The 14,540-nt window shown below is 72.5% G+C and carries 10 protein-coding genes and 4 pseudogenes; 4 read left to right on the top strand and 10 right to left on the bottom strand.

From position 1 onward, the window contains the following. Position 1 precedes the first annotated feature (1 nt). The 3 genes and pseudogenes from araA to araB form a co-directional block, all read right to left on the bottom strand. Positions 2–1,513, bottom strand: a complete 1,512-nt coding sequence (gene araA / locus KPL57_RS07385; RefSeq protein ID WP_226351000.1) for an L-arabinose isomerase — start codon at positions 1,511–1,513, stop codon at positions 2–4. 30 nt (positions 1,514–1,543) lie between these two features. Continuing rightward, a pseudogene (locus KPL57_RS07390) lies at positions 1,544–2,206 on the bottom strand (L-ribulose-5-phosphate 4-epimerase); the annotation flags it as partial. 21 nt (positions 2,207–2,227) lie between these two features. Beyond that, positions 2,228–3,930 (bottom strand): annotated as a pseudogene (gene araB / locus KPL57_RS07395) (ribulokinase). 310 nt (positions 3,931–4,240) lie between these two features. Between araB and chvE the strand changes: the two are divergent. The 4 genes from chvE to KPL57_RS07415 all read left to right on the top strand — a co-directional run bounded on the left by chvE (position 4,241) and on the right by KPL57_RS07415 (position 8,227). Continuing rightward, positions 4,241–5,371: a multiple monosaccharide ABC transporter substrate-binding protein gene (chvE, locus tag KPL57_RS07400; protein ID WP_075306627.1), complete on the top strand. Its 1,131-nt coding sequence runs from the start codon at positions 4,241–4,243 to the stop codon at positions 5,369–5,371. A 92-nt stretch (positions 5,372–5,463) separates the two neighbouring features. After that, the gene (locus KPL57_RS07405; RefSeq protein ID WP_308252823.1) at positions 5,464–6,981 is read left to right on the top strand and encodes an ATP-binding cassette domain-containing protein; all 1,518 of its coding nucleotides are present in this window, start codon (positions 5,464–5,466) and stop codon (positions 6,979–6,981) included. Further along, positions 6,978–7,916, top strand: coding sequence for a hypothetical protein (locus KPL57_RS07410; protein WP_226351003.1), 939 nt, complete (start codon positions 6,978–6,980; stop codon positions 7,914–7,916). The genes KPL57_RS07405 and KPL57_RS07410 overlap by 4 nt, the downstream gene beginning before the upstream one ends. Then, positions 7,820–8,227 carry a hypothetical protein gene (locus KPL57_RS07415; protein WP_308252809.1) on the top strand — a complete coding sequence of 136 codons (408 nt, stop codon included), beginning with the start codon at positions 7,820–7,822 and terminating at the stop codon, positions 8,225–8,227. The genes KPL57_RS07410 and KPL57_RS07415 overlap by 97 nt, the downstream gene beginning before the upstream one ends. An 86-nt stretch (positions 8,228–8,313) precedes the next feature. On the opposite strand, the gene KPL57_RS66020 is transcribed toward KPL57_RS07415, so the two are convergent. The 7 genes and pseudogenes from KPL57_RS66020 to KPL57_RS07445 form a co-directional block, all read right to left on the bottom strand. Continuing rightward, the gene (locus tag KPL57_RS66020) at positions 8,314–8,649 is read right to left on the bottom strand and encodes a hypothetical protein (protein ID WP_308252810.1); all 336 of its coding nucleotides are present in this window, start codon (positions 8,647–8,649) and stop codon (positions 8,314–8,316) included. Beyond that, a pseudogene (locus KPL57_RS66025) lies at positions 8,541–8,957 on the bottom strand (hypothetical protein); the annotation flags it as partial. The pseudogene KPL57_RS66025 and the gene KPL57_RS66020, both read right to left, overlap by 109 nt. Before the next feature lie 136 nt (positions 8,958–9,093). Continuing rightward, complete coding sequence (locus KPL57_RS71850) at positions 9,094–9,213, bottom strand: hypothetical protein (protein WP_374203682.1); 120 nt, start codon at positions 9,211–9,213, stop codon at positions 9,094–9,096. Positions 9,214–9,337: 124 nt separating this feature from the next. Next, positions 9,338–10,346: pseudogene (gene yjfF, locus KPL57_RS07430) on the bottom strand (galactofuranose ABC transporter, permease protein YjfF); the annotation flags it as partial. Next, positions 10,343–11,374 carry an ABC transporter permease gene (locus tag KPL57_RS07435; protein WP_226351087.1) on the bottom strand — a complete coding sequence of 344 codons (1,032 nt, stop codon included), beginning with the start codon at positions 11,372–11,374 and terminating at the stop codon, positions 10,343–10,345. The pseudogene yjfF and the gene KPL57_RS07435, both read right to left, overlap by 4 nt. Before the next feature lie 130 nt (positions 11,375–11,504). Further along, complete coding sequence (locus KPL57_RS07440) at positions 11,505–13,079, bottom strand: sugar ABC transporter ATP-binding protein (RefSeq protein ID WP_226351004.1); 1,575 nt, start codon at positions 13,077–13,079, stop codon at positions 11,505–11,507. A 121-nt stretch (positions 13,080–13,200) separates the two neighbouring features. Beyond that, the gene (locus KPL57_RS07445) at positions 13,201–14,214 is read right to left on the bottom strand and encodes an ABC transporter substrate-binding protein (protein ID WP_226351005.1); all 1,014 of its coding nucleotides are present in this window, start codon (positions 14,212–14,214) and stop codon (positions 13,201–13,203) included. Between the last annotated feature and the right edge of the window lie 326 nt (positions 14,215–14,540).

Here is a 14,540-nt window from a genome sequence, read left to right on the forward strand (position 1 = left end):
CTCAGAAGCCGCGCGCGAGCCGGTGGTAGGCGTTGTTCCAGCGCAGCTCGTGCAGGAACGTCCGCGGCCGTGTGGTGTCGCCGATGTGCACCAGCTCGGTGCCGACGATCTCGGCGAGGTCGTCGAGGGCCTCGACCCCGACGGCGGTCGACAGCACCGTGTGGTGTGGGCCGCCCGCCATCAGCCAGCACTCGGCCGAGGTCGCGAGCGAGGGCTCCGGGACCCAGGTCGCCGTCGCCACCGGGAGCCTCGGCATGGGCTCGTCCGGGTCGACGACCTCGATGTCGTTGCTGACCAGGCGGAACCGCTCCCCGAGGTCGCAGATGCCGAGCACGACGCCCGGGCCGGGGTCGGCGGTGAACCGCAGCCGGACCGGGTCCTCCCGCCCGCCGATGCCCAGCGGGTGGATCTCCAGCGACGGCCGGGACCCGGTGATGCTCGGGCAGACCTCCAGCATGTGCGCCCCGAGGATGCGCTCGTGGCCGGGACGCAGGTGGTAGGTGTAGTCCTCCATGAACGACGTGCCGCCGGGCAGCCCGGTGGCGACGACCTTCACCGCGCGCAGCATGGCCGCGGTCTTCCAGTCGCCCTCGGCGCCGAAGCCGTAGCCGTCGGCCATCAGGCGCTGCACCGCGAGCCCGGGGAGCTGACGCAGACCGCCGAGGTCCTCGAAGTTCGTGGTGAACGCCTGCGCCCCGGTGGACTCCAGGAACGAGCGCAGCCCGATCTCGACCCGCGCGCCGTAGCGGAGCGCGTCGTGCCGGGCGCCGTCGGGGAGCAGCTCGGGGGCGACGTCGTAGATCTCGGCGTACTCGCCGACGAGCTTGTCGACGTCGGCGTCGGCGACCTGGTCCACCACGGCGACGAGGTCGTTGACGCCGTAGGTCTGCACCGACATCCCGAAGACCCGGGTGGCCTCGACGCGGTCGCCGTCGGTCACGGCGACGTCGCGCATGGTGTCACCGAACCGGACGAGCCTCAGCGCGCGCAGCTCCGCGGCACCGGCGGCCGCACGCGTCCAGGTCCCGATGCGGTCGCGGAGCACCGGGTCGGACACGTGTCCGGCGACGGTCTTGCGGGCCAGGCCGAGCCGGGTCTGGACGTAGCCGAACTCGCGGTCGCCGTGCGCGGCCTGGTTGAGGTTCATGAAGTCCATGTCGATCTCCGACCAGGGGAGGTCGACGTCGGCCTGGGTGTGCAGGTGCAGCAGCGGCCGGGTCAGGGCCTCGAGCCCGGGGATCCACATCTTCGCCGGGGAGAAGGTGTGCATCCAGGTGATCACGCCGAGGCACCGGTCGTCGGCGTTGGCCTCCAGGCAGATCCGCCGGATCGCGTCGGCATCGGTCAGCACGGGCTTCCACACCACCCGCACCGGGATCTCGTCGGCGGCGTCGAGCCGGGCGGCGACGGCCGCGGACTGGTCGGCGACCTGGGCGAGGGTCTCCTCGCCGTAGAGGCCCTGGCTCCCGGTCAGGAACCAGACCTCGTAGCTGTCGAGCAGCGAGCCGCTCATCAGACATCCCTCCTTCGGGTCGGGCGGAGCTCAGCGCTGCCCGTAGACGTTCTGGTAGCGGTCCCAGAGGCTGTCGATCTGGTCCTGGGGGATGGGCACGGTGTCGCCGAGCTGGCGGGCGAGGTGCACGGTGCGGGCGACGTCCTCGCACATCACCGCGGCCTTGACCGCGGAGCGGGCGTCGGCGCCGACGGTGAACACGCCGTGGTTCTGCATGATCACGGCGGGGGAGCGGCTGCCGGTCAGGGTCTCCACGACGCCGCGGCCGATCGACTCGTCGCCGATCAGCGAGAACGGGCCGATCGGGATGTCCCCGCCGAACTCGTCGCTCATCGCGGTGAGCACGCAGGGGATCGGCTCGGCGCGTGCCGCCCACGCGCTGGCGTAGGTGGAGTGGGTGTGCACCACCCCGCCGACCTCGGGCATGGCCCGGTAGACGTGGGCGTGCGCCGCGGTGTCCGACGACGGCGTCAGGTCGCCCTCGACCGGGGTGCCGCGCAGGTCGCACAGCACCATGTTCTCCGGGGTCAGGTCGTCGTAGGAGATCCCGCTGGGCTTGATGACCATCAGGTCGTGGCCGGGCACGCGGGCCGAGACGTTCCCCGCGGTCCAGACGACGAGCTCGTAGCGCACCAGCTCGGCGTGCAGCGCGCACACCTGCTCGCGCAGCCGCGCCACGGTGGCGGCGAGCTCGGGGGGAGGCCAGGGTGTCGGTCATGCGTCGGGGTCTCCTTCTCGCTGGGCGCGGGCCTCGCGGCGGATCGCGCGCAGGCGGTGCATCACGTCGTCGCCGCCCCGGCCGAAGTGGTCGTGCAGGCGGGTGTACTCGGCGAACAGGGCGTCGTAGGACTTCGCCGACTCCTCGTCGGGCAGGTGTGCGCCCTCGCGGACGCGACCCATGGCGGCGGCCGCGGTGGGAACGTCGGGGTGGACGCCCGCGGCCACGGCCGCGTGGATGGCCGAGCCCAGGGCCGGGCCCTGCCCGGCCTCGACGACGGTGAGCGGCAGCCGGGTCACGTCGGCGTAGATCTGCATGAGCAGGGCGTTGCGGGTGAGCCCGCCGGAGACGATCAGCTCGGTCACCGGGACGCCGGAGGCCGCGAAGGTCTCCACGATCATCCGGGTGCCGAACGCGGTGGCCTCCAGCAGCGCCCGGTAGGTGTCCTCGGGCCGCGTCGCGAGGGTCTGTCCGAGGACGACGCCGGACAGCTCGTGGTCCACCAGCACCGAGCGGTTGCCCGAGTGCCAGTCCAGCGCGACGAGCCCGTGCTCACCGACCGCCTGCCCGGCGGCCAGCTCGGTCAGGTACTCGTGCAGGTCGAGCCCCCGCGCGCGGGCCGCCTCGTGGTACGCGGGCGGCACGCCGTGCTCGACGAACCACCCGAAGATGTCGCCGACGCCGCTCTGCCCGGCCTCGTAGCCCCAGAGCCCGGAGACGATGCCGCCGTCGACGACCCCGCACATGCCCGGCACCTCGCGCAGCACGTCGGAGCTCATGACGTGGCAGGTGCTGGTGCCCATGATCGCGACCATCTGCCCCGGCCGGACGGCGTTCGCCGCCGCGGCGGTGACGTGCGCGTCGACGTTGCCGACGGCGACCGCGATCCCCTGGGCAGCCCGGTCCAGCCTGCCGCCTCGGCGGTCAGCGTCCCGGCGACGGTGCCCAGCTCGCCGATCTCGTGGGCGACCTTGGTCTCGGCGAACCCGGCGAAGGCGGGGTTCAGCGCGCCGAGGAAGTCACGGCCGGGGTAGGCGCCGTCCTGCAGGATCCCCTTGTAGCCGGCCGAGCAGGCGTTGCGGACGTAGCGGCCGCACAGCTGCCAGACGATCCAGTCCGCGGCCTCGACCCAGCGCTCGGTCCGGGCGTAGACCGCGGGGGCCTCCTCCAGGATCTGCAGGCCCTTCGCGAACTCCCACTCCGAGGAGATGAACCCGCCGTAGCGGGGCAGCCAGCTCTCGCCCCGCTCGGCGGCGAGGGCGTTGATCCGGTTGGCCTGGGGCTGGGCGGCGTGGTGGCGCCAGAGCTTGGTGTAGGCGTGCGGCTCGTCGGCCAGGTCGGGCACCTCGTTGAGCGGGGTGCCGTCGCGCAGGGTCGGGACCATGGTGCAGGCGGTGAAGTCGGTGGCGATGCCGACCACCCGCGCCGGGTCCACCCCGGCGGCGGCGACCGCACCGGGGACCGCGTGGCGCAGGACGTCGACGTAGTCCGACGGCACCTGCAGCGCCCAGTCCGGCGGCAGCCGGAGGTCCGGCCGCCCCGGCAGGGCGTCGGTGACGACGGCGTGGGGGTAGGCGTGGACGGCGGAGCCCAGCTCGGCCCCGTCGGCCGCACGGACGACGACCGCCCGTCCGGACAGCGTCCCGAAGTCGACGCCCACCACGAGGGCGTCGGCGAGGTCGATCGGTGGTCGGATCATGAGCACTTCCTCGGGTCACGAACACGGTCGGCCGAGCGATCGGACGGCGAGCGAATGTTATCGCTAACAGAAGTCGAACTCAACGGTCCGGTGCGGATGCTCCGTGGGCGACGGCTGGTCGTACGACACGTTCACGTCGATCATGAGGTCGCTGACCGAGACGGACCGACCGGCCGGATAACGGAGCGGTAACGGCGCCTTCCGTGTCGGTGCGTCTGTAGTTAGCGTTCACATTCCTGGGTGCGCCGGTCCGGTCGGGCGGGACCCACCCGCCGCCGTCTCGACGAGGAGATCGCCTGTGTTCACGAGGATGCGCACCGTCGCCGTCGGTGCCCTGCTGGTGCTGGGGCTGGCCGCCTGTGGTGGCCAGGGAGCCGGGGGAGGTGGCGGGGCCGGAGCCGGTGCGGCACCCGGCGACCTGACGGTCGGCGTCTCGATGCCGACCCAGACCTCCGAGCGGTGGATCGCCGACGGCAACGCCGTCCGCGACCAGCTCACCGCCGCCGGCTACAAGGTCGACCTGCAGTACGGGGGCGACGACATCCCCACCCAGTCCCAGCAGATCGACCAGATGGTCACCAGCGGCGCGGACCTGCTGATCGTCGCGGCCATCGACGGGACCGCCCTGTCCGGGCAGCTGCAGGCCGCCAAGGACGCCGGCATCCCCGTGATCGCCTACGACCGGCTGATCCGGCAGAGCCCGAACGTCGACTTCTACGTCACGTTCGACAACTTCCAGGTCGGCGTCGCCCAGGCGAAGGCGCTGCTGCGCGGCATGGGCCTGCAGAACGCCGACGGGTCACCCGGTCCGAAGAAGGGCCCGGTCGTCGTCGAACTGTTCGCGGGCTCCCTCGACGACAACAACGCCTTCTACTTCTTCGACGGCGCCATGTCGGTGCTGAAGCCGCTGATCGACAACGGCACGATCCGGGTCAAGAGCGGCCAGACGACCATCGAGCAGACCGCCACGCTGCGCTGGGGCCAGGAGACCGCCCAGAAGCGGATGGAGGACCTGCTCACCTCCACCTACAACGACGGCAGCCGGCCCGACGGCATCCTGTCGCCCTTCGACGGCATCTCCCGCGGCGTCATCACCGCCCTGCAGAACGCGGGCTTCGGCACCCCGGCCAAGCCGATGCCGACCGTCACCGGGCAGGACGCCGAGATCGCCTCGGTCAAGCTGATCGACGACGGGGTGCAGAGCTCCACGGTCTTCAAGGACACCCGCAAGCTCGCCGAGCAGGCCGTCGTCGCCGCGAAGGCGTTCCTCTCCGGCGGCACCCCGCAGGCCAACGACACCACCACCTACGACAACGGGGTGAAGGTCGTGCCGTCCTACCTGCTGCCGGTCCGGACGGTGTTCAAGGCCGACATCCGGCCCGTCCTCGTCGACTCCGGCTACTACACGGCGCAGGACGTCGCCCGCGGCCGCCAGGGCTGAGCCCCGCGACCGGCCGCACCCCACCTTCCGTGACGGAGGACGACGTGACCGACCACGACCCCGGCGGCGACCTGCCGGACACCATCCTCGAGATGCGCGCCATCACCAAGACCTTCCCGGGGGTGACCGCGCTGTCGGAGGTCTCGCTCGCCGTGCGCCGGGGCGAGATCCACGCGATCTGCGGCGAGAACGGCGCCGGCAAGTCGACGCTGATGAAGGTGCTCTCCGGGGTGCACCCGGCGGGCACCTACGACGGCGAGATCGTCCTCGACGGGCGACCGGCCCGGTTCGCCGGGATCCGCGACTCCGAGGCCGACGGCATCGTGATCATCCACCAGGAGCTCGCGCTGGTGCCGCACCTGTCGATCGCCGAGAACGTGTTCCTCGGCAACGAGCGGCGCGGCAGGCTGGGGCTGGTCGACTGGCGACGGACCCACGCCGAGGCCGCCCGCCTGCTCGCCGAGGTGGGTCTCACCGAGAACCCCGCGACGCCGGTCGGGCGGCTCGGCGTCGGCAAGCAGCAGCTCGTCGAGATCGTCAAGGCGATGACCAAGGACGTCCGGCTGCTCATCCTCGACGAGCCCACCGCCGCGCTCAACGACACCGACTCCGCGCACCTGCTGGAGCTGATCCGGCGCTTCCGCGACAACGGCATCACCTCGATCATCATCTCGCACAAGCTCGACGAGATCGTCTCGATCGCCGACCGCACGACCGTCATCCGCGACGGCCGCACCGTCGAGACCTTCACCGTCGCCGACGAGCCCGCCCCGCGGAACCGGATCATCCGCGGAATGGTCGGCCGTGGCCTCACCTCCTTCTACCCGGAGCGGGCGAGCAGCCCGGGGGAGGAGCTGCTGCGGATCACCGACTGGACGGTCTGGCACCCGACCCAGGACCGCAAGGTCGTCGACGCCGCGTCGCTGTCGGTGCGGGCCGGGGAGGTCGTCGGCATCGCCGGGCTGATGGGCGCGGGCCGCACCGAGCTCGCGATGAGCGTGTTCGGGCGGTCCTGGGGCCGCGACGTCAGCGGCACCCTGCGGATCGGGGGTCGCGAGGTCCGCGCCCGCTCGGTGTCCGACGCGATCGAGGCCGGGCTCGCCTACGTCACCGAGGACCGCAAGCACCTCGGCCTCAACCTGGTCGACGACATCCGGCGCAACGTCTCCGGCGCGGGCCTGCACCGGCTCGCCCGCCACGGCTGGGTCGACGCCGACGCCGAGCTGCGCGTCGCCGAGTCCTACCGGCGGGATCTCGGCATCCGGGCGGCGAGCACGAGTGTCGGGGTCGGCACCCTGTCCGGCGGCAACCAGCAGAAGGTCGTCCTGGCCAAGTGGCTGTTCACCGAGCCGGACGTGCTCATCCTCGACGAGCCGACCCGCGGGATCGACGTCGGCGCCCGCTACGAGATCTACGTGATCATCAACCGGCTGGTGGAGGCCGGCAAGGCGGTCCTGGTCATCTCCTCCGAGCTGCCCGAGCTCCTGGGGATCTGCGACCGCGTCTACACCCTGTCGGCCGGACGGATCACCGGCGAGGTGCCGGTCGCCGAGGCCACCCAGGAGGGCCTGATGGCCCTCATGACCCAGGAGGCGGAGAGCTCCGCATGACCAGCACCCTCCCGAAGAAGGACCCCTCCTCCGACGAGCGCCCCGGCGCCGGCGCGGCGGCCCTGCACTCCGGCACGAGCGACCTGCGACGGCTGCTGGCCGGCAACGTCCGCCAGAGCGGCATCGTGATCGCGTTCGTGGCGATCGTCGCGCTGTTCGCGGTCCTCACCGGCGGCGTCTCGCTGAGCCCGGGCAACATCACCAACATCGTCCTGCAGTACTCCTACATCCTGGTCCTCGCGATCGGGATGGTGATCGTCATCGTCGGCGGGCACATCGACCTGTCGGTGGGGTCGGTGGTCGCGCTGACCGGCCCCGTCGCCGCGGTGCTCGTGATCGGCGGCGGCCTGCCCTGGTGGGTCGGTGTCGTCGCGGCCGTCGGCGTCGGCGTGCTGGTCGGCGTCTGGCACGGCTTCTGGGTCGCCTACGTCGGCATCCCCGCCTTCATCGTGACCCTCGCCGGGATGCTGCTGTTCCGCGGACTGACCCTGCAGGTGCTGGGCAACATCTCGCTCTCGCCGTTCCCCGCGGAGTACCAGCAGATCGCGGGCGGCTTCCTCAACGGGCTCATCGGCGGCCAGGGCTACGACGCGTTCACCGTCCTGATCGCCGCGCTCGGCGTCGCCGGGTACGCGGTGCTCGCCTACCGGAGCCGGGTCGCGAAGGTCCTCGACCTGCAGCAGGTCGAGTCGTTCCCGCTGTTCGCCTGCCGGATCGCACTCGTCGGGCTGGTCGTCATGGCGTTCGCCTGGCAGCTGGCGTCCTCCGCGGGCTGCCCGTGGTGCTGGTCGTCCTGTCGGTGCTGGTGCTCGCCTACGGCCTGCTCACCCGGCGCACCGTGTTCGGCCGCCACGTCTACGCCCTCGGCGGCAACGCGGCCGCGGCCCGGCTGTCCGGGGTGCGGGTCCGGGCCGTCACGTTCTGGATCTTCGTGAACATGGGCTTCCTGGCCGGCGTGGCCGGGGTCATCTACTCGGCCCGGTCCAACGGCGCCCAGCCCGCAGCGGGGAACATGTTCGAGCTCGACGCGATCGCCGCCGCGTTCATCGGCGGCGCCGCGGTGACCGGCGGAGTCGGCACCGTGGTCGGCGCGCTGGTCGGCGGCCTGATCATGGCCGTGATGAGCAACGGCATGCAGCTCATGGGCGTCGACCAGTCCGTGCAGTCGGTCGTGAAGGGCCTCGTGCTGCTGTTCGCCGTCGCGTTCGACGTGTGGAACAAGCGCCGCGCCCGCGGCGACGGCTGAGCACGGCTCCGCCCGACGGCGGCCGGCCGCGGGATCCGCGACCGGCCGCCGTCGCCGTGCGTGGGCCGTGTCGTGCGTGGGGCCGGTCAGGCCGTGTCGACGCCGCAGCGCAGCAGGATGCGGCTGCGGTAGGTCCCGCCGGGCCGCAGCACCGTCGACGGGTAGTCGGGACGGTTCGGCGCGTCCGGGAAGTCCTGCGGCTCCAGGCAGAAGGCGTCGCCGCGCCGGGCGGGCCGTCCGTCGGGGAAGGTGTTCGAGCCGTCGAGCATCGTGCCCGAGTAGAACTGCACGCCCGGCCGGTCGGTGAACACGGTCAGCGTGCGGCCGGTGACCGGCTCGACCACCCGGGCCGCGCCGCGCAGCCCGTCGGCGACCGGGCCGCCGTCGGTGAGGACGAAGGTGTGGTCGAACCCGCCCGCCACCGCCAGCTGCGGGTGCTCCGATCGAGCAGATCGCCGACCCGGACCGGCACGCGCAGGTCGAACGGGGTGCCCTCGACCGGGGCCGGGGCGCCGCGGAGCGGGACGAGACGGTCGTCGACGGGCAGGTAGCGGTCGGCCCGGACGGTGATCTCGCACCCGGCGACCCCGGCCCCGCCGAGGGTGAAGTAGGCGTGGTTGGTCAGGTTCACCACCGTCGGGGCGTCGGTCCGGGCGGTCAGCTCGATGCCCACGTCGGAGCCGGTCACGGTGTAGACGACGGCGACGTCCAGGGTGCCGGGGTAACCGCCGTCGCCGCCGGGGCTGCGGTGGGGTCAGCGTGACGCGGCGCCCGCCGGGCACCTGCTCGACGGGCCCGGCGACGAAGTCGGCGTGGTCGAACCCGGCCGTCCCCGCCGTGCAGCGAGACGCCGGGCTCGTTGCAGGTCAGGACGTGCTCGGTGCCGTCGAGGACGACCGCCCGCCGTCGATGCGGTTGGCGAAGCGGCCGACCGTCGCGCCGCGGAAGGCCGGGTCGGTGCGCGGGTCGGCGCAGCCGAGCAGCACCTCGCCGACGCCGCCGTCGCGGTCGGGGGTGCGCAGCCCGGCGAGCCGGGCACCGTGCGGGTCGACCGGCCACCGCGATCGGCCCGCCGGGCACGCCCAGATCGATCACGACCCCACCCGCGCCGCGGCGGGCGAACGCCCGCTGCAGCAGCACGAAGACCAGCAGCAGCGCGCCGACCACGATCCTGGTCCACCACGAGCTGAGGGTGCCCTCGAAGGAGATGAAGGTCTGGATCAGGCCCAGGACGAGCACTCCGAGCAGCGACACCCACGACCAGGCCGACGCCGCCGGACAGCAGCGTTCCGCCGATGACGGTGGCGGCGATGGCGTCGAGCTCGGTGCCGACGGCCGCCAGGCTGTACCCGGACAGCGAGTAGAAGGTGAACAGCAGCCCGGCCAGCGCCGAGCAGAACCCGCTGATCGCGTAGACCGCGACCCGGGTGCGCCCGACCGCGAGGCCCATCAGCATCGCCGAGTGCCGGTTGCCGCCGACGGCGTAGACGGTCCGGCCGAACCGGGTCCGGTGCAGCACCCACGCGGCGACGGCGACGACGACCAGCGCCACGACCACCGACGGGCTGACGAAGGACCGGCCGCCCAGCGGGATGGCGGCCTGCGCGATCGCGGTGAACGTCGGGTCGGTCACCGGGACGGACTCGACGCTGATCACGTAGCAGAGCCCGCGGGCGAGGAACATCCCGGCGAGCGTCACGACGAACGGCTGGATCTCCAAGTGGTGGATCACCAGTCCCATCGCCGTCCCCAGCGCCACGCCGACGACCAGCACCGCCGCCATCACCGGCAGCGCGGGCCAGCCGTCCGCGAGCAGCGTCGCGGCCAGCACCCCGGACAGCGCGACCACCGACCCGACCGACAGGTCGATGCCGCCGGTGAGGATCACGAAGGTCATGCCGACGGCGAGGACGATCAGGTAGGCGTTGTCGACGAACAGGTTCAGGAAGACCTGCGGGGACAGGAAGTTGTCGTAGCGGACCGAGCCCGCTCCGAACAGGAGCACGAACAGCACGAACGTCGCGAGGACCGGCAGCACCTGCGTCGAGGGCCGCGGCAGGCGGGACAGCAGCGATCCGGCGGAGACCCGCCGGGTGGGCCGGGGCGTCGTGGTCGTCATCGGGACACCGCCTGGGAGGTGGTCGGGGCACCGGTGGGCCTCCGTCGCCGCCTGCGGGCGAGGGCGGACCGGGCCTTCGGGGACTGGAGCAGGCAGACCGCGATGATCACGACGGCCTTGAACACCAGCGTCACCTCGGGCGCGATGCCCGCGGTGTAGACGGTGGTGGTGAGCGTCTGCAGGATCAGCGCGCCCACCAGCGTGCCGCCGATGGAGTACCGGCCGCCGGACAGCAGCGTGCCGCCGATGACGACGGCGAGGATCGCGTCGAGCTCGATCCACAGCCCGGCGTTGTTGGCGTCGGCCGCGGTGACGTTCGAGCTGATCAGCAGCCCGGCGACGCCGGCGCAGAGCGCGACGAACAGGTAGACCGACCAGACGATCCCCCGGGCCCGCACCCCGGCGAGCCGGCTCGCGACGGGGTTGATGCCCACCGACTCCAGCAGCATCCCCAGCGCGGTGCGCCGGGTGAGCAGGGCGACGGCGAGGTAGACCAGCGCGGTGAGCACCACCGCGACCGGGACGCCGAACCAGAACCCGCTGCCGAGCGCAGCGTAGGTCGGGTTGGCGACGGTGACGATCTGCCCGTCGGTGACCAGCATGGCGATGCCGCGCCCGGCCGTCATGAGGACCAGTGTCGCGATGATCGGCTGGATCCCGAGCACCGAGACGATCGCGCCGTTCCAGACGCCGAGCACCAGCGCCAGGCCCAGGGCGAGGCCGATCCCGGACAGCGCCGCGCCGGGGGAGGCCGGGTCCGGTGCGGAGGCGATCCAGGTGCAGGCCACCGCACCGGAGATCGCGACCGTGGCACCGACGGACAGGTCGATCCCGCGGGTCGCGACGACGAGGGTCATCCCGAGCGCGATCAGTGCGGTGGGGGCGCCGTTCTTGGCGATGTCGACCAGGCTGCCGTAGAGGGCGCCGTTCTGGACGGTGATCGCGAAGAACCCCGGGGTCCACACCAGGTTGGCCAGCAGCAGCGCCGCCAGGGCCAGGACCGGCCAGAACAGCGACGAGCCGGTGATCCGTGACCAGGGCCGCCGCCCCGGCGTCGTGCCCGTCGGCGGCGGGGGAGCGGCCGGCGCGTCCGGCGCCGTCGTGGGGTCGGCCGCCGGCCCGTCCGGGGCGTCGGTGGCGGCCCGGACGGGACCGGTGTCAGGCAGCAGGCGTGCCACGCTGGGTGCCTCCCTCGGGGACGATCTCCATGACGGCGGCGGTGGAGGCCTCGGAGCGGGTCAGCTCGCCGACCTTGTGCCGGTCGCGCAGCACCGCGATCCGGTCGGAGAGCCGCACGACCTCCTCCAGCTCGGCGGAGACGAACACGACGGCCATCCCGTCGCCCGCCAGGTCCGCGACCAGCTTCTGGATCTGGGTCTTGGCCCCGATGTCGATGCCGCGGGTCGGCTCGTCGAGGATCAGCAGCCTGGGGTCGGTGATCAGCCAGCGGGCGAGCAGCACCTTCTGCTGGTTGCCGCCGGACAGGGTGCCGACGAGTGCGTCCGGGTCCGCCGGGCGGACGTCCAGCGCCGTGATCCACCTCCCGACGAGCTCGTCGGCGGTGCTCCGCGGGATCCGCCGGGCCCACCCGCGCCGCGCCTGCAGGGCGAGCACGATGTTCTCGCGCACCGACAGGTCGGCGATGACGCCCTCGCCCTTGCGGTCCTCGGAGCAGAACGCGATGCGTTCGGCGATCGCCGTGGTCGGGCCGCCGAGGGTGACCTCCCGGCCGTCGACCCGGATCGACCCGGTCTCGGCACGGTCGGCACCGAAGAGCAGGCGCACCAGCTCGGTGCGACCCGATCCCATCAGCCCGGCGCCGCCGACGACCTCGCCGGGGTGCACCGCGAGGTCGGTGGGCGCGACCCCGCCTGCCCGGCCGATCCCCCGGGCGTCGAGGAAGGGCGTGCCGGCGTGGCCCGCGCCCGGGCCCGCGGGCTGGCGGTCGAGGTCCGCCAGCTCCTCCAGGGCGTGGCCGACCATCTTCGACACCATCTCCAGACGCGGGAGGTCGGCGATCGCGTACTCGCCGACCAGACGGCCGTTGCGCAGGATCGTGGTCCGGTCGGCGATCTCGTAGACCTGGTCGAGGAAGTGCGAGACGAACAGGATCGCCACCCCGGCGTCGCGCAGCTCGCGCAGGACGCGGAACAGCTCGCGGACCTCGCCGGCGTCGAGGCTGGAGGTGGGTTCGTCGAGGATCAGCACCGACAGGTCGGTGGCGACGGCGCGGGCGATCGCGACGAGCTGCTGCACGGCGAGTGGATGGTCACCGACGAGCGAGGCCGGGGCGAGATCGAGCCCGAGCCGCCCGAGCACCGCGACGGCGGTGCGCCGCACCGCGGCCCGGTCGATGCGCCGGCCGCCCCACCACGGGGCCCGCGGCTCGCGGCCCAACATGATGTTCTCCTCGACGGAGAGGTTCGGGCAGAGGTTGACCTCCTGGTAGACCGTGGCGATGCCGGCCTCCTGGGCGTGCCCGGGGCCGGTGAACTCCCGGAGCCCGCCGCGGACGGTGATGGTGCCCGCGTCGATGCGGTGGACGCCGGTCAGCGCCTTGGTCAGGGTGGACTTGCCGGCGCCGTTCTCGCCCATGAGGGCGTGCACCTCGCCGGGGAACAGCCGCAGGGAGACCCCGTCGAGGGCCTTCACCCCGGGGAACCCGATCTCGATGCCGTGCAGTGCCACCACGGGATCGGTCGTGGCGGCCGGTGGCGGTCCGGTCTCGGTCATCGTCGTCTCCGGGGGTCGTCTCCGGTGGGCGTCCCGGGCGCGGTCGGGCGCGGCTCCCGGGAGTGGAGCCGCCCGGTGCCGGTGGATCGCGCTCCACCGGCACCGGGCGGACGGTGCGGGATCAGTACTTGCGCTCGGCCAGGGCGGCCGCGGCCTGTGCCTGGTCGAAGGTGGTCTCGGTGACCTCGACGCGGGCCGGCACCTGCTCGCCGGCGGCGACCTTCTTCACCATGTCCATCAGCTGGCCGCCGAGCAGTGGGTTGCACTCGACCATGTAGTTGATCTTCCCGTCGGCGGTCGCCTTCATCCCGTCCCTGGTGGCGTCCACCGAGATGATCCGGATGTCGCGGCCCGGCACCTTGCCCGCCGCGGTGATGGCCTCGATGGCGCCGAGCGCCATGTCGTCGTTCTGGGCGTACACGACGTCGATCTTCGGCTGGGACTTCAGGAACGCCTCCATCACCTGCTTGCCGCCGGACCGGGTGAAGTCACCGGTCTGCGAGGCGACTACCTTGATCGACGGCGTGCCGGCAACGGCCTTCTGGAAGCCCGCGGTGCGGTCGATCGCGGGGGCGGCGCCGGTCGTGCCCTGCAGCTCGACGACGTTCACCTCCGGCTTGCCCGCCGAGTCCTTCACCAGCCACTCGCCTGCCTTCTCGCCCTCCTTGACGAAGTCGGAGCCGATGAAGGACTTCACCAGGGTCGGGTCGGCGGAGTCGATCGAGCGGTCGGTGAGGATCACCGGGATCTGTGCCCGCTTGGCCTCCTGCAGCACGGTGTCCCAGCCGGTCTCGACGACCGGGCTGAACGCGATCACGTCGACCCGCTGCTGGATGAAGGACCGGATCGCCTTGATCTGGTTCTCCTGCTTCTGCTGGCCGTCGGAGAACTGCAGCTCGATCCCGGCCTGCTTCGCCGACTCCTGGATCGAGGCGGTGTTCGCGGTGCGCCAGCCGGACTCCGCGCCGACCTGGGCGAAGCCGAGGGTGAGCGTGTCCTGGGCCGTGCCGCCGGAGCCGCCGGAGCCGCAGGCCGCGATCCCGGCGGTGAGGGCGATGGCCGCGGCGGCGCCGGCCAGCCTGTGGAAGACGCGGCGCCCGGTGGACGCCGTCGGGGTGGGTGTCGTCGTCGACATCGGAATCCTCCGGGTGGTGCGCTGCGGTGCGCGGCCTGCGGTGAGGGCCGGAGCGGGACCTCGCGGTCCCGGCGCCGACGGTCTCGGTGAGGAGAGATTGTTAACGCGAACACGAAGCCCGGTCAAGGCTCCATTCGAGCCGCCGGGCGATCGATCGGCGAACCTTGCGAGTGTCCGTCGCCGTGCTGGACATCGTGGATGTGAAGGTTAACAATCGATCGATCCGCTCCGCGCGACCCGTAGGCGGGCCGGTCTCCCGGCTGTTCGGGGGACGCTTCTGCGGGGTGCCGGGGAGGTCCCGGTCGTGTCGCGACCGGCGAACGCCC

Source organism: Pseudonocardia sp. ICBG601 (genome assembly GCF_020496245.1).